The sequence below is a fragment of the Marivivens sp. JLT3646 genome, assembly GCF_001908835.1.
GTDB classification, from domain to species: Bacteria; Pseudomonadota; Alphaproteobacteria; order Rhodobacterales; family Rhodobacteraceae; genus Marivivens; species Marivivens geojensis.
Genome location: NZ_CP018572.1, coordinates 826,409 through 840,135, shown reverse-complemented (window position 1 = coordinate 840,135; position 13,727 = coordinate 826,409). Strand labels below are relative to the sequence as shown.

Below are 13,727 nucleotides of genomic sequence, written 5' to 3'. Positions count from 1 at the left end.
AACCGCAAGCCAGATTCAAATTGGGTCCCAGATCAGTTCCATAGGATTCCATATCTGCAACACAAAGGGCCGTCCGGTGAACAACCGAACGGCCCTGAGAACCAAAAGGTTCGAAAAATGAAATTATACCAGACCGCCCTCGATCAACTTCGAGGCGAGACTTGCATAGGCATCGGCCATCGCGCCCCCACCAGCGGCAACAGGTGTCCCCGCATCACCCGCCAGTCGGGTATCAAGGTCGATCGGCAGCGATCCCAAGAAAGGAACCGATAGCTCTAGGGACGCAGCAGCCACCCCACCATGCCCAAAGATATGCGCTTCATGTCCGCAATTCGGGCAATGAAAGGTGGACATGTTTTCAATCAGACCCAAGATCGGCGTCTTGAGGGTATTGAACATATCAATCGCCTTACGCGCATCAATCAGCGCCACGTCCTGCGGGGTCGACACAACAATAGCGCCTGTCATGTGGGTCTTTTGGCAAAGCGAGAGTTGAATATCGCCCGTCCCCGGTGGCAGGTCGATCAGCAACACATCCAGCTCGCCCCAGTTCACCTGACCGAGCATCTGCTGCAACGCACCCATCAGCATCGGGCCGCGCCAGATCACCGCCTTGTCCGGATCAACGAGCAGGCCAATGGACATGACTGTAACGCCGTGCGCGTGAAGCGGCTCTATATGTTCGCCATCAGGCGACGATGGCCGCCCCGTGATGCCCATCATCCGCGGCTGGCTGGGACCATATATATCTGCATCTAGTAGACCGACCTTTTTACCAGCTTTCGCCAAAGCAACGGCGAGGTTGCTCGACACGGTGGATTTCCCAACGCCGCCCTTACCCGATCCGATGGCGATGATCCGCTTAACACCAGGCACACCCTGTGGGCCAGCTTGGGGCGTCGGGTGACGACCGACCTTGAGGCTCGGCGCAGGCTGCGCGGGTTTCGATGGTCCATGCGCTGTAATCACCGCTTGCACATCCGTAACACCTTCGACAGCGCGCAAGGCCTCGACCGCCGCCAGACGAACGGGCTCCAACGCACGTGCTTCGTCTGGCGTGGGCGCCTCAAGCACAAAGCGAATCTGCCCACCCTCGACCGTCAAGGCCCGAACAAGGTCTTTGGACACCAGCGTCCCACCTGCGGGCAGCGCAATGCCGTTCAATATCTCAAGAACCGTATCTTTCCCTAAGGTCACCAGACCCTCCTGTTCAAACTCTGCCCAATTCAGCGGCAAAACATGTCACGGAATAGGCAAATCACAACCCAATTCCCCTGCAATGTAACGACTATGTGAAATAGGTCAGCACTTCATATGCATTTGCTGCATGGCGGCATTGACGAAAGTCCCAATTGTGCATTCGCAGCATTAGCGCCAAATTAGGTCCAACGGCAGCAAGATGCCACGGCGAACTACAACACGCCGAAAGATGAAACAGCCCCGCCCGATGCGGGACACGATGAAAAGAGAATAAGATGGCTTACGCAAACGACGTCCGCACTGGTTTCACTCCCGCTTTCGGCGGCTTCTTCGCAACCCTCGCTGACCGCTTCGCCAAATACAAAGTATACCGCGCGACAATCAACGAACTGTCGCAGCTGTCTGGCCGCGAACTTGCTGATCTGGGCATCTCCCGCTCGATGATCAAAAGCATCGCAATCGAAGCTGCCTACGGCGCCTAAGATATAGAATACGACGGTCCCTCTCCTCCTCCCTGGGACCATCGACAACGATCTGCTCTCTCCTCCTCCCTGAGCGGATCGTGACTAAAGCGGCGGCCCCCTTCTCCTCCTCCCTAGGGGGCTGCCGCAAAAGAATAGAGTTTACGGGCCCTCCTCCTCCTCCCTGAAGGTCCGTGAAATAGCGGCGGGATCTCTCCTCCTCCCTGATCCCGCCGCACCAAATTCAGATACGGGACCTTCTCTCCTCCTCCCTGAAGGTTTCGCATAGAAGCAGATGGTCTCTCCTCCTCCCTGACCGGACGCTTCGCCAAGCGAATGCTCTCTCCTCCTCCCTGAGCGTTCGCCGAATAGCACGGCGGCACCCCTCCTCCTCCCGGGTGCCGCCGTTCGCTTTTCTAGCCCTCACGATTTCGATTGCAGCGCCCTGAGACATTTGTCACAGCACGAGACATGACTTACGAATTGATCCTCGCCCTGATCGGCTTTGCCTTTGTCAGCTCCATCACGCCAGGGCCGAACAACATGATGTTGATGGCCTCAGGGGCCAACTTTGGCATTCGCCGTTCGATCCCGCATATTCTGGGCGTGGGCTTGGGCCATTCCTTTATGATCGTTGTACTGGGCGCAGGGCTGGTGCAGGTGTTTGACACCTTTCCGATCATGCTGGTCATGATGAAATGGGGCTCGGTCGCCTATCTGATCTATCTGTCGTGGAAGATCGCGAATGCTGCGCCCAAATCGCCAGACGAACCAGAGGCAGAAGGCAAACCACTGACATTCCTACAGGCCGCAGCGTTTCAATGGGTCAATCCCAAAGGCTGGTTCATGGCCCTGACCGCGATCAGCGCCTACACTTCAGACCATTCGTTCGCTCAAGTTCTGCTGGTGGCTCTCACGTTCATGTGCACCAACCTGCCTTCGATCTTTTTCTGGAACGCATTGGGCCAACAGGCGCGGCGTTTCCTGAACAATCATGGTCGACTGCGGGCGTTTAACATCACCATGGCCGTTCTATTGGTGTTGACCCTTATCCCGATTATTCGCGGTCACTAAAACGCAGTTGCCGCACGACCTGCCGCAAAAACGGGCTTGAGCATGGCCAAAGGCATGCCCTGCCCCGCCAGCGCCGTGACCAAAGTCATCACCCCGACCGCCTGCCACGCAGCACCCGCTGGGTCCTTGTGGTGCCCCTTCAATGACATCATGATCCCGCGCTGAATGGTGGATAGGTGTTCCGTATACATCTGCCGCGCCTTTTCATCATGGCGCAACTCGCCCGCTGCCGAGCGAAGCAGAAAACACCCCTGCCAATCAGGAACAACCGAATCCTCCAGAGCATCCCAAAACCGTGTCACTGCCGCTGGACCAGGTGTTTTGAATATCTCACATTGATCAATGAGTACGGATTTACAGTAGCGATCCAAGGTGTCATGCACCAACCGCGTTTTGTCGGGCCACTGCTGATAGAGCGCCTTTCGGCTCAGCCCTGTGACCTTGACCAACTCTGGATAAGGGGTCGCCTCAATACCGACGGCCCAAAACTGTTCCATCGCCTTTTGTAATGCGTAGTCTGCCCGTTCGGCTGCCAAAGCCATACTCGTACCCCTTAACTCACTCGGGTTTCCGAGCAAGCTACGCGATGCACGTTAAAGGCGAAACCCTAAAATGGAACGTCGTTTGCCTGCGCCGCAGAGACGATAAATTTCGCCACGACCTTCTTTGAACCCGCCTTATCGAATTCGATATCCAGCTTATCGCCCTCAATCTCCATCACTTCGCCATATCCGAATTTCTGATGGAACACGCGATCGCCAATGGTGAAGGACGACACAGCGGTCGCATCGATGGTCAACCCACGCACCTCGGACGGCTGAGCCATGCCACGGTTTTGACTGCGGGATTGCATCCGCTTCCAACCGGGAGAGTTGTAAACGTCGGCCTTACCGACGCGTTCCTCTATGGTTGATGCGGCTTTCATCGCATAGGCAGGCGACGCGCTCGACGACATGCCAGCGGCGCCATAGCCCCCACCATAAAGCCCCGGAGGCGTCAGAATTTCCACGTGATCAACAGGCAATTCGTCGATGAAACGGCTAGGAAGCTGGCTCTGCCACTGACCATAGACCCGACGGTTCGCGGCAAAGGAAATCGTGCAGACCTCTTCGGCACGGGTGATGCCGACATAAGCAAGACGGCGCTCCTCTTCCAACCCCTTCAGCCCGCTTTCATCCATGCTGCGCTGAGACGGAAACAGGCCATCCTCCCACCCTGGAAGGAACACGGCAGGGAATTCCAACCCTTTTGCTGCGTGCAGCGTCATGATGCTGACCTTTTCCTCAGCATCCTCGGAATCGTTGTCCATGATCAGCGCGATATGTTCGAGAAACCCTTGAAGGTTATCAAAATTCTCGAGCGCTTTGACCAATTCCTTAAGGTTCTCTAGCCGCCCCGGCGCCTCTGGCGTTTTGTCGTTCATCCACATTGTGGTGTAGCCAGATTCGTCGAGGATCATCTCAGCCACTTCGATGTGGGTATCCGCCTCGTCCCGTAACTGCTGATACCAACGATCGAGCCCCTGAACCAACTGGCCCAACGCCGCGCCGCCCTTGCCTTTGATCGCGCCAGTGTCGACACAAAGCCGCGCGCCCTCAACAAGGTTCACGCCGTTATCCCGCGCCATGCGCTGAATTGTTTGGATCGCCTTGTCACCCAGACCACGTTTCGGTGTGTTCACAATCCGCTCGAACGCGAGGTCGTCATCCTGCGAAACGGCGAGACGGAAATAGGCCATCGCATCGCGGATTTCCAAACGCTCGTAGAAACGGGGGCCACCGATGACGCGATACGGCAGGCCGATGGTCAGGAAACGGTCCTCAAACGCGCGCATCTGATGCGATGCCCGCACGAGGATCGACATATCGTCGAGCGAACGCGGGGCCATTCCGCGAGTCCCGCGCTGCATCGCCTCAATCTCTTCGCCGATCCAACGGGCCTCTTCTTCGCCATCCCAATGTCCGATCAGACGGACACGCTCGCCTTCTTCTCGGTCGGTCCAGAGCGTTTTACCCAAACGCCCCTTGTTGCCTGCAATCACCCCAGATGCGGCGGCAAGGATATGCGGAGTAGAGCGGTAGTTTTGCTCCAGCCGAACGACCTTGGCCCCGGGGAAATCCTTTTCGAACTTGAGGATGTTGCCAACCTCGGCCCCGCGCCAGCCATAGATCGACTGGTCGTCATCACCCACGCAGCAGATGTTTTTGTGACCACCGGCAAGGAGGCGCAACCAAAGATACTGGGCGACGTTGGTGTCCTGATATTCGTCCACCATCACATAGCGGAACCAGCGTTGGTATTGATCCAGCACGTCCTGATGGGTCTGGAAAATCGTGACCATGTGCAACAGGAGGTCACCGAAATCGACGGCGTTCAGCTCTAGCAAACGACGCTGGTACTGATCGTAGAGGTCAATCGCCTTGCCATCAAAGGCAGCGGCCTCGCGGGTCGGAACCTTGTCGGGCGTCCATGCACGGTTTTTCCAGCTATCAATGATTCCCGCCAGCATCCGTGGCGGCCAGCGTTTGGCGTCGATGTTATTCGCCTCGATCAACTGCTTGAGCAGGCGGATCTGATCGTCAGTATCGAGGATCGTAAAATTCGATTTCAGGTGCAGCGAAGGGCGCCCTTCGATCAGAGCGTTGCGGTCGTCCATCCCGATCAGTTCGGCGTGACGGCGCAAGAGTTTGACACAGACCGAGTGGAAGGTGCCCATCCACGGCATGCCCTCGACCGCTTCGCCCAACAAACGGCCAACACGCTCTTTCATCTCGCGCGCAGCTTTGTTGGTGAACGTCACCGAAAGGATTTCATTGGGACGCGCCTTGCCCGTGGCGAGCAGGTGAACAATCCGCGTGGTCAGCGCCTTGGTCTTGCCCGTTCCGGCGCCAGCCAACATCAAAACGGGGCCATCTAATGCCTCGACTGCCTCTCGCTGCGCTGGATTAAGATCATCCAGATAGGGCGTGGGCCGCGACGCCATCATAGCGCGCTGGGACAAGGACATTTCGGCCGCCTCAAAGGCGTCATCATCGGAATAGCTGCTCATGGCAGGATAAATAGCGCAACTCTGGACGCGAGGAAAGCGTCTGTTCGCATTATGTTCTAGTTAGTCTTGCCCATGCAAAACACGGCGCATATCGCCGACATATCGCCCAAGGAGTCGGGAAAAGGTCGCGATATCATCTGCGTTCCAGTCCCGATAAACCTCGATGACCTTTGCCCATTTCAGTTCCTTATAGGACCGAAACAGCGCAACCGCCGCATCCGTCAGGACCAAGATCGACTTTCGACCATCATCTTGAGCCGCCTCACGACGCACCAGACCTTTGGCGATCAAGTCGCTTGCCACACGGCTGGCACGCGAGGGATCGATGTTCATTTCCTCAGCGAGGAGACCAATCGTTGCAGGCTCTGCCCCATCGCGCCCGATGCCTTCTTGGATACGGAAAATCGCTGTCATGGCGTAGAACTGGCCAACCTCGACGCTTGAGCCCAACTCCGCCAGAATTTTCGCAGGCACTTCACCTTTGGACGACGCCCGATGCCAAAGGAACATCGTTCCATCGAGTTCCAACAAGGCATCAATCATGTCTGGCCCGAAACCGGCGTCAGCCAGAAGTTCGGGCACATTGTCGTGAAATTTCTTTGGCATCTTCGTCATGGCGTCCGTGTCTACTCACATATTCGCACAAGTCAATTAGATGCTAAGCACATTTATGTGCTATTGACACATAAATTTCATTTCCGCTAGATAAAGAGGAAATCACGGGCAACGCACCCGTAGAAAACTGGAGCCCCAATGACCGCTGCACCCACTCCGACCCATACGGGGTCGACACGACTAATTATTGCATCCATCGGGGTGCTTTTGCTGCTGGCCGCACTCGACCAAACCATCGTGTCGACCGCCCTACCGACCATCGTCGCCGACCTTGGCGGGTTGGAGCACCTCAGCTGGGTCGTCACGGCCTATATGCTGGCCTCGACCGTTGTTGCGCCACTCTACGGTAAGATCGGTGACCTCTACGGACGTCGAAATACGGTATTTGTCTCTGTTGGCCTGTTCCTCTTGGGTTCCGCGCTCTGCGGCCTCGCCAATTCGATGACCTTCCTGATCCTCGCCCGTGCGCTTCAGGGACTCGGTGGTGGCGGTCTCTTCGTACTCGCCCTCTCTGTTATCGGTGACGTGATCCCGCCCCGTGACCGCGCAAAGGTCCAAGGCATTTTCGCTGCCGTCTTCTCTATGTCCTCTGTGATCGGGCCGCTCATTGGTGGTTGGTTCGTCGAAGCCTTCACATGGCACTGGATTTTCTACATCAACATCCCGTTCGGCGTCGCTGCGGTCGCTGGCTTTGCGATGGCGTTCAAACCGACAGGTCGTCGGGTCAAGCACTCTATCGACTGGTGGGGGGCTGCAACCCTTTCGATTGCGCTGGCATCACTGACTCTGGCCACATCGCTGGGTGGCAACACAATCGCATGGAACAGCCCGACTTTTATCGGCCTGATCGCCCTCTCGTTCACCAGCACCATCGCGTTTGTCTACATTGAATCCCGCGCTGCAGAGCCGATCCTTCCGCTGAAACTGTTCAAACTGAACGTGTTTTCAACGACCTCGGCGATCAGCTTTATCATCGGTGCAGCGATGTTCGGCTCTGTCACCTTCCTGCCAATCTACCTACAAATCGCAAAGGGCGTCTCCCCGACCGTATCGGGCCTCATGCTGATCCCAATGACCTTTGGTATCCTGCTCGGCTCGACCACATCGGGCCGCTGGATGGGCAAAACAGGGAAATACCGCATTCTGCCGATCATCGGTGCGGTCTTTATCGTGCTCGGCATGATCGCCCTATCAACCATCGATCAATACACCTCGACTCTGCGTTTCAGCCTGTCGCTCGCCACATTCGGCCTTGGCATGGGGACAACATTCCCCGTTCTGACCACCGCCGTGCAAAACGCTGTGCCGCGTGAAACCTTGGGCACCGCAACGGCGGCGGGTCTAATGTTCCGTCAGGTCGGCGGATCGCTCGCAGTTGCTGCGTTCGGTGCCCTCTTTGCTCCACGTATGGCGGCCGGCCTTGGCACTGCCGTCGAATTCAACGGCGAGATTGGCCCGCAAATGCTGCACGGCTTGCCAGAGGAAGCACGCGGTTTGGTCGCAGATAGCGTTGTGAACGCCATCCATCCGATCTTTTGGATTGCGGCTTCATTGGGTGTGATCGCCTTCGCGCTCTCCCTCTTGATGAAGGAAATTCCTCTCCACAACCGACAGGCCCCAGCGTCAGAATAATCGATTATTTTACGCAAGAGATATGTTATCGCTAACATATCGTCAAAAAAGCTGTTTACGCAGCCGCAGAATCTTTCTACACCTTTGCTGCATCTGCAAAGGAGTGCCCGACTATGGCCGAGTTCAAAAAGATTCTGATCGCCAACCGTGGTGAAATCGCGATCCGCATTATGCGGGCCGCGAACGAGATGGGGAAAAAGACCGTTGCGGTCTACGCCGAAGAAGACAAACTCGGCCTTCACCGTTTTAAGGCTGACGAAGCCTACCGCATTGGCGAGGGACTAGGCCCTGTTGCCGCCTACCTGTCTATCGATGAGATGATCCGCGTCGCCAAAATGTCCGGCGCGGACGCCATCCACCCCGGCTACGGCCTTTTGTCGGAAAACCCCGATTTCGTTGATGCCTGCGATCGCAACGGCATCACCTTTATCGGCCCCAAAGCGAAAACCATGCGCGAGCTGGGCGATAAGGCCAGCGCCCGTAAGGTTGCGATGGAGGCTGGCGTTCCCGTCATTCCAGCAACCGAAGTTTTGGGCGAAAACATGGATATCATCCGTGTTCAGGCCGCCGAAGTTGGCTACCCGCTGATGCTCAAGGCATCGTGGGGCGGCGGCGGTCGCGGCATGCGCCCGATCATGAACGAAGCAGAGCTTGAGGAAAAAGTCCGCGAAGGTCGTCGCGAAGCCGAGGCCGCGTTCGGCAACGGCGAAGGCTATCTGGAAAAGATGATTCTTCGGGCCCGCCACGTCGAGGTGCAGATCCTTGGCGATAAAAAGGGCAACATCTATCACCTATGGGAACGTGACTGTTCGGTTCAGCGCCGCAACCAAAAAGTCGTTGAACGCGCCCCTGCCCCATATCTGTCCGCCACGCAGCGCGAGCGCCTGTGTAACTTGGGCAAGAAAATCTGCGAACACGTGAATTACGAATGCGCAGGCACCGTCGAATTCCTGATGGATATGGATTCGGGCGAGTTTTATTTCATCGAAGTAAACCCCCGCGTTCAGGTGGAACACACGGTCACCGAAGAGGTTACAGGCATCGACATCGTTCGTGCGCAGATCCTGATCGCCGAAGGGAAATCCATCGTCGATGCAACGGGCTGCGCTTCGCAATATGACGTGCAACTCGACGGCCACGCGCTCCAGTGCCGCGTCACCACCGAAGATCCGTCGAACAACTTTATCCCCGACTATGGCCGCATCCAAACCTACCGTTCGGCAACAGGTCCGGGTATCCGTCTGGACGGCGGTACTGCTTATTCAGGTGCGGTGATCACCCGTTACTACGACTCGCTCTTAACTAAAATTACAGCACGCGCACCAACCCCTGAGATGGCGATTGCGCGGATGGACCGTGCGCTCCGCGAATTCCGCATCCGCGGTGTGTCCACAAACATCGAGTTTGTAATAAACCTGCTGAAACACCCGACGTTCCTGAACTACGAATACACGACAAAGTTCATCGACACGACGCCAGAGCTGTTCCAGTTCAATAAACGCCGCGACCGTGCGACCAAGATCTTGACGTATATCGCCGACATCACCGTGAATGGTCACCCCGAAACTGCAGGGCGTCCGAAACCCCATGCAGAACTGAAAGCGCCCAAGCCCCCCGTCCTACCCGGCAAAGGCGAAGTTCAGAGCGGCACGCGTCAAATCCTCGACCAATTTGGCCCCGAGGCGATTGCGGACTGGATGCACCAGCAAAAGCAGCTTCTGATCACCGACACGACCATGCGTGACGGCCACCAGTCGTTGCTGGCAACTCGTATGCGGTCCATCGACATGATCAAGGCCGCACCTGCCTATGCACAGAACATGTCCGGTCTTTTCTCGGTCGAATGTTGGGGTGGTGCGACCTTTGACGTGGCCTACCGCTTCTTGCAGGAATGCCCATGGCAGCGCCTGCGCGACATCCGCACCGCAATGCCGAACATCATGACCCAGATGCTTCTGCGCGCATCGAACGGTGTTGGCTACACGAACTACCCCGACAACGTCGTGCAAGAATTCGTGCGTCAGGCCGCGACCTCAGGCGTTGACGTGTTCCGTGTGTTTGACAGCCTCAACTGGGTTGAAAACATGCGCGTTGCAATGGACGCGGTCATTGATGCGAAAAAGGTCTGCGAAGGCACGATTTGCTACACAGGCGACCTCCTCGATCCGAACCGTTCGAAGTATGACCTGAAATACTACGTCGGTATGGCCAAAGAACTCGAAGCCGCTGGCGCTCATGTTCTTGGCCTCAAGGACATGGCAGGTCTCTTGAAACCATCCGCCGCGACCGCTCTCGTCACCGCCCTGAAACAAGAGGTCGGTCTACCGATCCACTTCCACACCCACGACACATCGGGCGCGTCGATCGCGACCGTTCTGGCGGCGTCGGCTGCGGGCGTCGACGTTGTGGACGCGGCAATGGACGCCTTCTCTGGCGGCACATCGCAGCCGACCTTGGGCTCCATCGTTGAAGCGCTCAAAGGCTCTGACCGTGACACCGGCCTCGATATTGCGTCGATCCGTGAACTGTCCAACTACTGGGAACAGGTGCGCGCGCAGTACACCGCCTTCGAATCTGGCCTCCAATCGCCAGCGTCCGAAGTCTACCTGCACGAAATGCCGGGTGGTCAGTTCACCAACCTCAAAGCTCAGGCACGCAGCCTCGGCCTAGAGGACCGTTGGCACGAGGTCGCACAGGCCTATGCCGATGTTAACATGATGTTCGGCGATATCGTCAAAGTGACCCCATCGTCCAAAGTTGTCGGCGATATGGCTCTCATGATGGTGTCCCAAGGTCTGACCAAAGATCAAGTTCAGGACCCGACCACCGATGTTGTCTTCCCCGACTCGGTCGTTGACATGATGAAAGGCAGCCTTGGCCAACCTCCGGGTGGCTGGCCTGCCGCGATCCAGACCAAGGTGCTCAAAGGCGAGACACCGATCACAGATCGACCGGGCAAACACCTAGCCCCGATTGACCTCGACGAAAAACGGGCAGAGCTAACGGCCCTCTTGGATGGCAAAAAGATCGATGATGAGGATCTCAACGGCTACCTGATGTATCCCAAGGTCTTCCTTGATTACATGGGTCGCCACCGCACCTACGGCCCCGTTCGCACGCTGCCGACACGCACCTTCTTCTACGGCATGGACGCAGGCGAAGAGATCAGCGCCGAAATCGATCCGGGCAAAACGCTGGAAATCCGTCTGCAGGCGGTCGGTGACATGGATGAGAACGCCGAAGTGAAAGTGTTCTTTGAAATCAACGGTCAGCCACGCACCATCCGTGTTCCGAACCGTGCCGTCACAGCGACGAAGGCAAGCCGCCCGAAAGCCGAGGCTGGCAACCCGAACCACATCGGTGCGCCTATGCCAGGTGTTGTCGCGACCATTGCGGCCCAAGCTGGCAAAGAGGTCAAAGCGGGCGACCTCCTGCTCACAATCGAAGCGATGAAGATGGAGACAGGGATTCACGCCGACCGCGATGCCGTGGTCAAAGCAGTCCATGTCACCGCAGGCGGACAGATCGACGCCAAGGATCTTCTGATCGAGTTCGAATAATAAAACCACGGGCGCCTTCGGGCGCCCGTTCTGTTTTCGGAAAAAGTTGGAAAAATTTCGCGGTGACCTTCATTTTCCTCTTGCAGCCCCCCGCGCCTTTTCATATCTCACGCCCACTGACACGGAAGCGGGCGTAGCTCAGGGGTAGAGCATAACCTTGCCAAGGTTAGGGTCGGGCGTTCGAATCGCCTCGCCCGCTCCAAGTCGGTCCATAACGGAAGCGGGCGTAGCTCAGGGGTAGAGCATAACCTTGCCAAGGTTAGGGTCGGGCGTTCGAATCGCCTCGCCCGCTCCAGATGGACCACCAAACAGGACGCCCTTGGGCGTCCTTTTGTTTTTCAGTGCTTGGCCTACCCCCTGCCCCGCCGTATAAGGCCCTCGTAAGCGAACGGAGGCCCCATGCGCACCGCAAAGATCTCGAGAAAAACCGCCGAAACGTCGATCGAAGTTGAACTGAACCTCGACGGCACAGGCACCTATGACAACCAAACTGGCGTTGGGTTCTTTGACCACATGCTCGACCAGTTGTCGCGTCACTCTCTGATCGACATGACCATCCGCGCCAAAGGCGACTACCACATCGACGATCACCACACCGTCGAAGACACAGGTATCGCCATCGGTCAGGCACTGGTGCAGGCATTGGGCGACAAAAAAGGCATCAACCGCTACGGCCACTTTGCGCTGGCAATGGATGATACTCAGGTGCGTGCCGCGCTCGACCTGTCGGGTCGGTCGTTCCTGGTCTGGAACTGCGATTTCCCGTCCCAGAAAATCGGTGCCTTTGACACCGAACTCGTCCGCGAATTCTTTCAGGCGCTGGCGTTGCACGGTGGCATCACCTTGCACATCGACCTCGTGCACGGCGTGAACAGTCACCACATCGCAGAATCCGCGTTCAAGGCGGTCGCAAAATCGCTGCGCATGGCTGTTGAGGCCGATCCGCGCATGGCTGGCAGCCTCCCGTCAACCAAAGGCGCGCTATGAGCCTGATTGCGCTTGTAGATTACGACAGCGGCAACCTCCATTCGGCTCACAAGGCCTTTGAGCGGATGGCGCATGAAGCGGGGCGTGGCACGGTTGTTGTCACCTCCGAACCCGATGTTGTGGCCAAAGCGGATCGTATCGTCCTTCCGGGTGACGGTGCGTTCCCTGCCTGCCGCAAGGCGCTCAATGATATGGGCGGTTTGGCTGAAGCCATCGTCGAAGCGGTGGAAAAGGACGGCAAACCGTTCCTCGGCATCTGCGTCGGTATGCAAATGCTCGCCACGCTCGGTCACGAATATGAAGAAACCGCAGGGTTCGACTGGATCGGCGGCGAGATCGTTAAGATCACCCCAGCGGATGCGACGCTAAAGGTGCCACATATGGGCTGGAACGATCTGGTGATCGACAACCCGCACCCCGTGCTGGACGGTATCAAAACGGGTGACCACGCTTATTTCGTGCACTCCTACCACATGAAAGTCAGCGACCCCGCCCAGAGGATCGCTCATGTGGATTACGCTGGAGACATCACCGCGATTGTGGGCCGAGACAACGTGGTCGGAACCCAGTTCCACCCAGAAAAGTCGCAAGCAACGGGGCTACGGCTCATTGCGAACTTCCTGAACTGGAAGCCATAAAAAAGGGCGCCTCGCGGCGCCCTTTCGTTTTTACTGACGCATCCACGTGCCGCCGTTGCGACAGATCATGAGAACGCATCCGTTCACCTCAAGCGTATCACCGCTCAGCACCAGTTTAGAGTTATACACCTTATCGCGGTCTGGGGCCCAAATCTTGCCAGAATAACTGCCATCGCCGTTCGAAACGGTTTCATAGATGATCTGACGGCCGATGTTCTCGGATGCCATTTCTGCGCCCGTGCTATCGAACGACTTGATCATCGTTCCACAGAGTTGATCACCACAGGGTGCAACCGAAATCAGGCCAGAGTTGCCGTTATCATCTGCAACCGTGCGCCACGTTCCCTCAAGCGGATCGGCCAGCGCCGCGCCTGCAAATCCCAGTGCAGCAATTGCTGCCAGTGCGAGTGTCTTCATGTCTTCCTCCCATGTTCTCGTTGCGATCAGCCTGCTCATCATGACCGATTCCAATCAAGTCTGACGTTGGGTTCGTTGCAATTCTGGCCTCTGC

Annotated in this window: 11 protein-coding genes and 2 tRNA genes; 8 read left to right on the top strand and 5 right to left on the bottom strand. The window is 57.1% G+C overall.

The window, feature by feature from the left end:
- Positions 1-123: 123 nt before the first annotated feature.
- Positions 124-1,197 carry an Mrp/NBP35 family ATP-binding protein gene (locus BSK21_RS04225; protein ID WP_067549735.1) on the bottom strand — a complete coding sequence of 358 codons (1,074 nt, stop codon included), beginning with the start codon at positions 1,195-1,197 and terminating at the stop codon, positions 124-126.
- Positions 1,198-1,475: 278 nt separating this feature from the next.
- On the opposite strand from BSK21_RS04225, the gene BSK21_RS04220 reads away from it, so the two are divergent.
- On the top strand, positions 1,476-1,682 hold the full coding sequence (locus tag BSK21_RS04220) for a DUF1127 domain-containing protein (protein ID WP_067549451.1): 207 nt from the start codon (positions 1,476-1,478) through the stop codon (positions 1,680-1,682).
- A gap of 450 nt (positions 1,683-2,132) precedes the next feature.
- Positions 2,133-2,735 carry a LysE family translocator gene (locus tag BSK21_RS04215; protein ID WP_067549453.1) on the top strand — a complete coding sequence of 201 codons (603 nt, stop codon included), beginning with the start codon at positions 2,133-2,135 and terminating at the stop codon, positions 2,733-2,735.
- Here the strand turns inward: BSK21_RS04215 and BSK21_RS04210 are convergent.
- The 3 genes from BSK21_RS04210 to BSK21_RS04200 form a co-directional block, all read right to left on the bottom strand.
- The gene (locus BSK21_RS04210) at positions 2,732-3,277 is read right to left on the bottom strand and encodes a TetR/AcrR family transcriptional regulator (RefSeq protein ID WP_067549456.1); all 546 of its coding nucleotides are present in this window, start codon (positions 3,275-3,277) and stop codon (positions 2,732-2,734) included. The genes BSK21_RS04215 and BSK21_RS04210 overlap by 4 nt on opposite strands.
- A 65-nt stretch (positions 3,278-3,342) precedes the next feature.
- Positions 3,343-5,784: an ATP-dependent helicase gene (locus BSK21_RS04205; protein ID WP_067549459.1), complete on the bottom strand. Its 2,442-nt coding sequence runs from the start codon at positions 5,782-5,784 to the stop codon at positions 3,343-3,345.
- Positions 5,785-5,844: 60 nt separating this feature from the next.
- A complete protein-coding gene (locus BSK21_RS04200; protein ID WP_067549462.1) occupies positions 5,845-6,399 on the bottom strand; it encodes a MarR family winged helix-turn-helix transcriptional regulator in 555 nt (184 codons plus the stop codon).
- Positions 6,400-6,537: 138 nt separating this feature from the next.
- On the opposite strand from BSK21_RS04200, the gene BSK21_RS04195 reads away from it, so the two are divergent.
- The 6 genes from BSK21_RS04195 to hisH all read left to right on the top strand — a co-directional run bounded on the left by BSK21_RS04195 (position 6,538) and on the right by hisH (position 13,216).
- Positions 6,538-8,031 carry an MDR family MFS transporter gene (locus BSK21_RS04195; protein ID WP_067549465.1) on the top strand — a complete coding sequence of 498 codons (1,494 nt, stop codon included), beginning with the start codon at positions 6,538-6,540 and terminating at the stop codon, positions 8,029-8,031.
- Between the two features lie 113 nt (positions 8,032-8,144).
- Entirely contained in the window at positions 8,145-11,591 is a 3,447-nt protein-coding gene (locus BSK21_RS04190) for a pyruvate carboxylase (protein WP_067549468.1), read from the top strand.
- 127 nt (positions 11,592-11,718) lie between these two features.
- Positions 11,719-11,793: transfer RNA gene (locus tag BSK21_RS04185), tRNA-Gly, on the top strand.
- Positions 11,794-11,811: 18 nt separating this feature from the next.
- Positions 11,812-11,886: transfer RNA gene (locus BSK21_RS04180), tRNA-Gly, on the top strand.
- A gap of 104 nt (positions 11,887-11,990) precedes the next feature.
- Positions 11,991-12,578, top strand: coding sequence for an imidazoleglycerol-phosphate dehydratase HisB (gene hisB / locus BSK21_RS04175; protein WP_067549471.1), 588 nt, complete (start codon positions 11,991-11,993; stop codon positions 12,576-12,578).
- Positions 12,575-13,216, top strand: a complete 642-nt coding sequence (gene hisH / locus BSK21_RS04170; protein WP_067549474.1) for an imidazole glycerol phosphate synthase subunit HisH — start codon at positions 12,575-12,577, stop codon at positions 13,214-13,216. Before hisB ends, hisH begins: the two co-directional genes overlap by 4 nt.
- A 30-nt stretch (positions 13,217-13,246) precedes the next feature.
- Here the strand turns inward: hisH and BSK21_RS04165 are convergent, their stop codons facing one another.
- Positions 13,247-13,633, bottom strand: a complete 387-nt coding sequence (locus BSK21_RS04165; protein WP_067549477.1) for a DUF2147 domain-containing protein — start codon at positions 13,631-13,633, stop codon at positions 13,247-13,249.
- Between the last annotated feature and the right edge of the window lie 94 nt (positions 13,634-13,727).

What these genes read in the sequence shown, in the direction of transcription:
- BSK21_RS04220 (WP_067549451.1), top strand. Translation starts at nt 1,476, where the DNA reads ATGGCTTACGCAAACGACGTCCGCACTGGTTTCACTCCCGCTTTCGGC.
- BSK21_RS04215 (WP_067549453.1), top strand. Translation starts at nt 2,133, where the DNA reads ATGACTTACGAATTGATCCTCGCCCTGATCGGCTTTGCCTTTGTCAGC.
- BSK21_RS04210 (WP_067549456.1), bottom strand. Translation starts at nt 3,277, where the DNA reads ATGGCTTTGGCAGCCGAACGGGCAGACTACGCATTACAAAAGGCGATG.
- BSK21_RS04205 (WP_067549459.1), bottom strand. Translation starts at nt 5,784, where the DNA reads ATGAGCAGCTATTCCGATGATGACGCCTTTGAGGCGGCCGAAATGTCC.
- BSK21_RS04200 (WP_067549462.1), bottom strand. Translation starts at nt 6,399, where the DNA reads ATGACGAAGATGCCAAAGAAATTTCACGACAATGTGCCCGAACTTCTG.
- BSK21_RS04195 (WP_067549465.1), top strand. Translation starts at nt 6,538, where the DNA reads ATGACCGCTGCACCCACTCCGACCCATACGGGGTCGACACGACTAATT.
- BSK21_RS04190 (WP_067549468.1), top strand. Translation starts at nt 8,145, where the DNA reads ATGGCCGAGTTCAAAAAGATTCTGATCGCCAACCGTGGTGAAATCGCG.
- hisB (WP_067549471.1), top strand. Translation starts at nt 11,991, where the DNA reads ATGCGCACCGCAAAGATCTCGAGAAAAACCGCCGAAACGTCGATCGAA.
- hisH (WP_067549474.1), top strand. Translation starts at nt 12,575, where the DNA reads ATGAGCCTGATTGCGCTTGTAGATTACGACAGCGGCAACCTCCATTCG.
- BSK21_RS04165 (WP_067549477.1), bottom strand. Translation starts at nt 13,633, where the DNA reads ATGAAGACACTCGCACTGGCAGCAATTGCTGCACTGGGATTTGCAGGC.